Source organism: Cyanobacteriota bacterium (assembly GCA_025054735.1).
In the GTDB taxonomy this organism is placed as follows: Bacteria; Cyanobacteriota; Cyanobacteriia; order SKYG9; family SKYG9; genus SKYG9.
Window position 1 is genome coordinate 1 of sequence record JANWZG010000177.1, and the last position, 7,501, is coordinate 7,501.

6 protein-coding genes are annotated in these 7,501 nt (G+C 52.2%); 2 read left to right on the forward strand and 4 right to left on the reverse strand.

Features of this window, described 5'->3' with window-relative positions; genetic code table 11:
* The 4 genes from NZ772_10000 to NZ772_10015 all read right to left on the reverse strand — a co-directional run.
* On the reverse strand, positions 1-919 hold a 919-nt coding region (locus NZ772_10000), incomplete at its 3' end, for a hypothetical protein (GenBank protein ID MCS6813883.1).
* Between the two features lie 76 nt (positions 920-995).
* A complete protein-coding gene (locus tag NZ772_10005) occupies positions 996-2,165 on the reverse strand; it encodes a DNA double-strand break repair nuclease NurA (protein ID MCS6813884.1) in 1,170 nt (389 codons plus the stop codon).
* A 47-nt stretch (positions 2,166-2,212) separates the two neighbouring features.
* On the reverse strand, positions 2,213-3,313 hold the full coding sequence (gene mutY, locus NZ772_10010; protein ID MCS6813885.1) for an A/G-specific adenine glycosylase: 1,101 nt from the start codon (positions 3,311-3,313) through the stop codon (positions 2,213-2,215).
* 7 nt (positions 3,314-3,320) lie between these two features.
* The gene (locus NZ772_10015; GenBank protein ID MCS6813886.1) at positions 3,321-3,671 is read right to left on the reverse strand and encodes a DUF760 domain-containing protein; all 351 of its coding nucleotides are present in this window, start codon (positions 3,669-3,671) and stop codon (positions 3,321-3,323) included.
* 279 nt (positions 3,672-3,950) lie between these two features.
* On the opposite strand from NZ772_10015, the gene gyrA reads away from it, so the two are divergent.
* Together gyrA and NZ772_10025 are read left to right on the forward strand one after the other, a co-directional pair.
* Complete coding sequence (gene gyrA, locus NZ772_10020) at positions 3,951-6,563, forward strand: DNA topoisomerase (ATP-hydrolyzing) subunit A (GenBank protein ID MCS6813887.1); 2,613 nt, start codon at positions 3,951-3,953, stop codon at positions 6,561-6,563.
* A gap of 58 nt (positions 6,564-6,621) precedes the next feature.
* Entirely contained in the window at positions 6,622-7,422 is an 801-nt protein-coding gene (locus tag NZ772_10025; protein MCS6813888.1) for a class I SAM-dependent methyltransferase, read from the forward strand.
* The last annotated feature ends 79 nt before the right edge of the window (positions 7,423-7,501 follow it).

The following is a 7,501-nucleotide window of genomic DNA, read 5'->3' on the forward strand; positions in this document are numbered from 1 at the left end:
TAGCCGGAACATTAACTGCCTCATGGGGTGCCTTGGGAGTAGACACCGTAGGAGTTGCGGAGGTTAGTTCTGCCTCCCACTCGTCTAACCAGGAATCATCCCAGGCTAAGGCTGAGTCCCTAGGTGGCTCAACATCTAAGTCCTGCAACCATTCTTGGCTCACAGCTTGGGCTTGCTGCACGATCGCTTGGCTGCGCTCTTTTACGTCATGGCTCAAACGCTGAGCAGTCGCCCGTGCTTGGTGCAACCATGATTTAGCTCGCTCTTTTACCTGACCCGTCAGGGACTGCAACTGTTCAGCCGTGTGCTCAGCAGTAGCCTTTGCTTTTTCAGCAGCCGTGCGCATATCAGCAGTCAAGTGCTCATAATCTGCCTTGATGGCCTGGGTAGCGCTAGTGAGTTGCTGTTTCAACCCCTTGGTGTAGACTGTTAGGGATGCCATAGTTCCAGCAGCAATTAATACCCGTGCCTTGCCCATGCTCAGGATGCGATCGGGGGGCAATACATACACTCCATCGGTCAAGCCTCGCCAGCGGCTCACCACCATCAAGTAGTTACTAATCACCCCGGTGCGCAAGTTGAACAGGCAATCGATAATTTCCCCAGCCTTGCTGCCTGCATCTGTCCATACTTCACTGCCAATCAAGGACTGTAACTGCTTTACCTTTTTGGCATCTGTAGGTTCAGGTTTGGAGTTCACTAGGATGCTACGCTCACCCAACGTATCAAGCTGGCCTAGGTTGAAGGCAGCTTTTTGACTGCCCAAGAACCCAGACTTGCTGATCAAACCCAAGACACGATGTTTTTGAGGATACATCCACAGCGTCTCGACCTGCCCTAGTTCTTCCATGCTGGTTCGATCGAGAACTAGTAGGTTCAGCAACTCACTGTAGCGAACGATCGTTGATTGAGTGGTCATAGCGCATCACACTAGCTATCATCCCATCTTCAGCCTAGCAGGTTGCCTCAACCTTGGACATAGGTTAACCGTGTCCCTAGCGACGGCGAGCTTTGCTAACCATCTTGCGCGATAGGCGGAGGTCAAGATTAGCTTGGGTAGCCCAGTCTTGAACAATGCGGTAAAAGGCTTGGCGATCGCTCATTTGCAACACAGCCGTTTGGTCAGCAGTTTCAATCACATAGGGATAGCCACTGCCAATAATCACTTCACCCCGAATCCAATCTAAAACCTGCTCCAGGCGATTGTCCTCATACAGCCATAGGGGAAATTCCAGCCTTACAGGTGGCCCATCGTGCATTTTCGTGTAGGTAAAGCCGAGGCGGTGGCTTTGATCCTGATAGTGACTCAGGATGCCAGAACGATCGCAGCGAAACAGAGGGGTGCGATCGCCCCACTGCATTCCCCGATTTACCAGTTGGGCATCGTGGAGCATCCGGGCCTCAGGCAGAGTATGCAACCCCTGTAGCATTACTGTCAAATCTCTAGCGTAGGACGTGTCTATGTAGCCCACTAGGGGAATTTGGTAATCTTCACTGGCCCGGAGCAAGTCCACCACACATTGGAGATAGAAACTGCGAATTTCTAGGTCAAAGGCTTCTGCAAAGGTAACTATCAAGGATCCATCAAAAAACACCAGACAATTGTCTGCGTGGGCATGATCCCGCATGTATTGTATCAACCGCTGAGTTTCCATCTGAAAGCGCCGCATGTTCACCCGGCGATCGCGCATCTCCTCACCATCACCTACCTGCAAGTCCACAGGGGTCATGACATCCAGATCAATATCCTTTTCATAACGGCCACTAGGGAGGTGACGATTTTCGTACCACCCTACCTGCACCAAGGCAATGGGGATAGACAAATCCTTGCTCGGGAAAATCTGGGAGCCATCGACTGCAAAGGTACTGATGCCCGTGAGTCGATCGCGTACCCAACTCAAACTAGCTTCTCGGCTAGGCCACTGCTGCCCGAATGGAATTACCCACCGAGTCGCGGTTGTCCATGGCTCCAGTGGAGTTGCACCAGGATTTTCCAGCGATCGCGTGTGCAACTGTTCAGTCACCTCAGCCGCCGTCTGCCGGGCAGTATGGGTCACTGCATCATGATATTTCTGCAACAGATAGAGGGTGTCTTGATCGAAACTAGTAAAGTCTGCCTGCTTAGCGTAGAGCTGATGGAGAATTTGGGAGGGTTTGAGGGGCATAGGACAGTACAAAATTCCTAGCCAGAGTGTAGCACAGGCGCTTCTAACTAGTGCAAGTTGCTAGAACGCAGAGCAGCAATGATGTGACAATTAGCCTTGGGGAAGGGGAACTGATCGAGTTCCTCTAGGGTTACCCAGCGGATTTCCTCACAGGCAATGGGCTGAGGTTCTCCTGACAGATGGCGACAGTGATGCACATGCAGCGTCACGCGAAAATGGCTGTAGGCATGGTCAACGGTAGTGAGCTGCTCGCCAACCTCGACTTGGATCCCCAATTCCTCCTGGATTTCCCGCCGAATGCAATCTGGAATCGTCTCGCCAGGTTCTACCTTGCCTCCAGGAAACTCCCATAAGCCCCCTAGTAGGCCCTCTTGGGGACGACGATCGATCAAAATTTGCCCCTGCTGATTCCAAATCACCGCTACACCGATGATTTTATGGGGAATGGGTTGCTTGGCTTCCGTCATGGGTAACTCCGCTTGCCTATGTCCATGATACGCCCGACAGTGCCGTTGCCAGGGACAACCTGTACACAATGGTTCCCTTGCCCGACACACCGTCGCCCCCAAATCCATCATGGCTTGGTTAAAGTCCCTAGGAAAAGCCGGATCCAATACTCGATCGGACACCCGCCACAACAGCGACAGAGCACTACTTGGAGGCACAGGTAACGCTAGCAATCGTGCCCAAATGCGCTTAACGTTGCCATCTAAAATTGAGACTGGCTGGTCAAAGGCCGCACTAAGAATCCCACCAGCAGTTGTGCGTCCAATCCCTGGCAGCGCTAGCACAGCCTCCAATCGCTGGGGAAAGGTTCCACCATGATCCCGCATGATACACTGTGCTGCCCGGTGAAGGTTGCGGGCACGGGTGTAATAGCCGAGGCCTTCCCAAGCCTTTAGCACCTGTTGCTGGTCAGCAGCGGCGAGATCGGCGATCGTGGGAAACTGAGCCAGCCAGCGCCAATAGTAAGGAATTACCGTCTTTACCTGGGTCTGCTGTAGCATCACCTCAGACACCCAGATAGCGTAGGGATCACGGCTATGCCGCCAAGGCAAATCGCGTCCATGCTGGGCATACCAAGCCAACAGCGATGAACGCAAAACCTGCACTATATCAGGAGGCAACTCCTCCTCCAGGGTAAGCAGGACAATGTTACTGTTCACCCGAGAGGGTCGTGCCTACGGCTGCGAGAGATTGTTCAAACGCCATGCGCTGTTCCACATTGCGCAGAAAATAACCACTCATCATGGCAGAAGCTAGCAGCCGCCCAAGGTTTTCTCGGCTTGTAGTTACAGAAATATCGAAGTGCTCTGAAGGCAGGCCGCCCAACAACCCAATGATGTTGCGCTCCATTACTTGCAACACCTCAGGCGACGACGGCCTCGACAGTTGTGCTACTACCTCAGGACTCATGGTCTGCATGTACTGCCAGAGAGTCTCGCTGGAGCCAGCCTCGGAGTTGCCAGCAAAAAAGTTAGACGCGGGGTTGGGTAACTCGTTCATTAGCTATCTCCTACTGCATCAATAATCAGATACCGCCTATGAACTGATAACTGAATACGAATAGATTGCGGCTACCTGTTAACAAGTCTACTTATCAGGATTGTCCAGAGCTTGGGGAGAGGCAACCGATTAGGGATTTCCGAAGTGGATGCTAGGGTGGCCCCCCACTCCTAACCTGAGTCAGGTAGCTTGGGAGCAAGGGCTAGTAGGCTCAGCCGCCTGAAGATTGTGCTAAAATTTACGGATTCATGACGTAATTGTTAGGAGATTGCATCCCGAATGGCGACCCCCGAAGAGCGGATTATTCCCACTGAACTGCGTAACGAGATGTCCCGCTCTTATTTGGAATATGCCATGAGTGTCATTGTGGGACGGGCACTGCCCGATGCCCGCGACGGCCTGAAACCAGTGCATCGGCGCATCCTATATGCTATGCACGAGCTGGGCCTAAGCTTTGATCGTCCCTTTCGCAAGTGTGCCCGCGTCGTGGGGGATGTGATTGGTAAATATCATCCCCATGGCGACTCTGCTGTGTATGACGCTCTGGTGCGCATGGCACAGGATTTCTCCATGCGAGAGCGGCTTGTGGATGGGCATGGCAACTTTGGCAGTGTGGATGACGATCCTCCAGCCGCTATGCGGTATACCGAATGTCGCCTGACGCGCATTTCCCAAGAGGCGATGCTTCAGGATATTGAGTATGAAACTGTAGACTTTGGGGATAACTATGACGGTTCGCAACAGGAGCCATTGGTGTTGCCGGCGCGAATACCACAACTGTTGCTGAATGGATCCGCTGGCATTGCGGTGGGGATGGCAACCAATATTCCACCCCACAACCTAGGGGAGCTAATCAATGGGTTAGTAGCACTGATCCACAATCCAGACATCACTGATTTGGAACTGATGCAGTATATTCCGGGGCCGGACTTTCCGACAGGGGCGCAGATTTTTGCTGATGGATTGCGGGATGCCTATACTACTGGTCGTGGATCCATCACAATGCGGGGGGTGGCTTCTATTGAAACCATTGAGCAGCGGGGTAGGCCCGATCGCGATGCCATTGTGATTACAGAGTTGCCTTACCAAACCAACAAGGCGGCGCTAATCGAGAAAATCGCTGACATGGTGAACGAGCGTCGTCTGGAGGGCATTGCTGACATTCGGGATGAGAGCGATCGCGACGGGATGCGTATCGTGATTGAACTAAAACGCGATGCCTATCCTCGTGTGGTGTTGAATAACCTGTACAAGCAAACACCCTTGCAATCTAATTTTGGGGTCAACATGGTGGCGCTGGTGAATGGCGAACCCCAGACTCTCACCCTCAAGCAGTTTCTGAGCACCTTTTTAGATTTCCGCATTGAAACCGTTACCCGCCGCACCCAATATGAACTACGGAAGGCGGAAGAGCGAGATCACATCTTGCAGGGTTTGCTCGTGGCCTTGGCAAACCTAGATGCCATCATTGCCTTGATTCGGAGCGCGGCTGATACGCCTACAGCGCGCCAAGAACTCATGACTACCTATGATCTCACTGAAACCCAAGCCGATGCCATCTTGCAGATGCAACTACGCCGGTTGACTGCCCTAGAGGCAGAGAAAATTCAGCAGGAGCACGAAGAGTTACAGGCAAAAATTACTGACTTGCAGGACATTCTGGCTCGACGCGATCGCATTCTCGCTATCATCGAAACGGAAGTTCAGCAATTAAAGGAAACCTTTGCTACTCCTCGCCGCACGGTCATTGAACAGTCTGAGTTTGATCTAGGCGACGTTGACTTGATCGCCAATGAACAGGCAGTAATTCTACTCACAGAACAGGGCTACATCAAGCGAATGCCCTTGAGTACCTTTGAGTCTCAAAACCGGGCAACCAGAGGCAAGTCTGGCACCCGCATGAAGGATGATGATGGAGTGGGTCACTTTATTACCTGTTGTGACCATGACTATGTGCTGGTGTTTACTAATCGCGGCATTGTCTACAGTCTAAGGGCATTTCAAATTCCCACGGGGTCTCGCACATCTAGGGGCACACCGATCGTTCAACTGCTTCCCATTCCTCGTGAGGAGCAAATTACGTCCATCGTCCCCGTGAGTGAGTTTAGCCAAGATGAGTATCTGGTCATGCTTACCCAAGGCGGCTTTATCAAGAAAACTGAACTCGCTGCCTTCAGCAATATCCGCTCTAATGGTCTAATTGCTATCTCCCTAGAAGAGGGTGACCAACTGCGCTGGGTGCGCCGTGCTCGCGCCTGTGATAGTGTCATCATCACCTCTAGTCGAGGCATGGCCATTCACTTCCGCACTGACGATGAGCAACTGCGTCCTCTAGGACGAGCAACGCGGGGGGTGCGTGCCATGAAACTAGAAGATGATGATTTTCTAGTAGCCATGGATATCTTGCCTAGTTCTGTGATTGATGCAATTCCCCAGGATGCTGATGGGGAAGGGGACACAGATGGAACGGATCCGGAAGCAGAGGCTGCTGAAGTCGAAGTGGACAATGGCGACCCAGATGCTGAGGAAATTCTGCCGGAAACGGCTGGCCCTTGGCTGTTGGTGATTACTGGCTGTGGTTTTGGCAAGCGGGTGCCGATTAGTCAGTTTCGCCTACAACGACGGGCTGGCAAAGGTCGCATTGCCCTCAAGTTCAAGGCCAAGCAAGTCTGCGATCGCCTGGTGGGTACCCTAGTGGTGAATGGGGACGATGAACTCATGATCATCACGAATCGAGGGATCATTATCCGACAGGCCGTTAAGGCAATTCCATCCCAATCGCGATCGGCCACTGGTGTTCGGGTGCAGCGTTTGGATGAAGATGATGCGATCGTGGCTGTAGCCCTAGTGCCACCCTCATCATTGGCTGACGAAGATTCTGCTCCTCACTGACCTCTACTTTACATAAGTGCACAGCACACAAGCGCATACATCGTTGGGAGTAATGCTAGTGTTTGATGAAACGTTACAGCGAGAACGAGAGTTTCATGATGCTTGGGCAGCAGCGATCGACGTTGATGGCATCCGAGTACATGATTACTTTGAGGTCTGTACTGCTCCAGAAAATCGGTTTATCCTCCGGCACTTGGGCGATGTCACCGGCAAGCGGCTGCTAGATCTTGGCTGTGGTGCAGGAGAAAATAGTGTTTACTTTGCCCTTCAGGGTGCCCAGTGTACGGCTGCTGATTACTCACCCGGCATGGTAGAGGTTGCTCAGAGGCTCGCTCAGGCCAATGGTGTCACCATCGAGGGAGCCGTCATCAATGCTATGGATCTTGACTTTCCTGACAATAGCTTTGACATTGTGTATATTGCTAACTTACTACACCATCTACCAGAACCAATGGCAGCGATCACCGAAGCCCATCGCATTCTAAAACCTGGTGGTAGGCTGTGTTTTTGGGAACCCCTGAAGCACAACCCTGTGATCAACGTCTATCGTCGCCTGGCTACTAGTGTCCGCACTGAGGACGAAATGCCCCTCGATATTGCGATCGTCCGTCAAGTGCAGCAGCGCTTCCAGCGCGTCCAGTGGGATACATTTTGGCTAGCAACCCTGTGGATTTTTCTCCAGTTTTATCTCATCGAACGGGTGGATCCTAATCAGGAACGTTATTGGAAGAAAATTATTCTTGAGCACCAGCGGTTAAAACCCCTCTACTCTCGCCTAGAACGGATTGATCGTCTCCTCAAACGCATTCCTGGTCTCCGACGGTTTGCTTGGAACTTGGCAGTTGTTGCTACTAAGTAACATTCATTCTCCTGACACCAATTTGCATACAAGCCTTATAACCCTAGGGATGAGCTGTTATGACTACCCCCTTGCCAAC

Bases quoted from the DNA above. Each gene is read 5' to 3' on its own strand.
- NZ772_10015 (MCS6813886.1), bottom strand. From the start codon at position 3,671: ATGAACGAGTTACCCAACCCCGCGTCTAACTTTTTTGCTGGCAACTCC.
- gyrA (MCS6813887.1), top strand. From the start codon at position 3,951: ATGGCGACCCCCGAAGAGCGGATTATTCCCACTGAACTGCGTAACGAG.
- NZ772_10005 (MCS6813884.1), bottom strand. From the start codon at position 2,165: ATGCCCCTCAAACCCTCCCAAATTCTCCATCAGCTCTACGCTAAGCAG.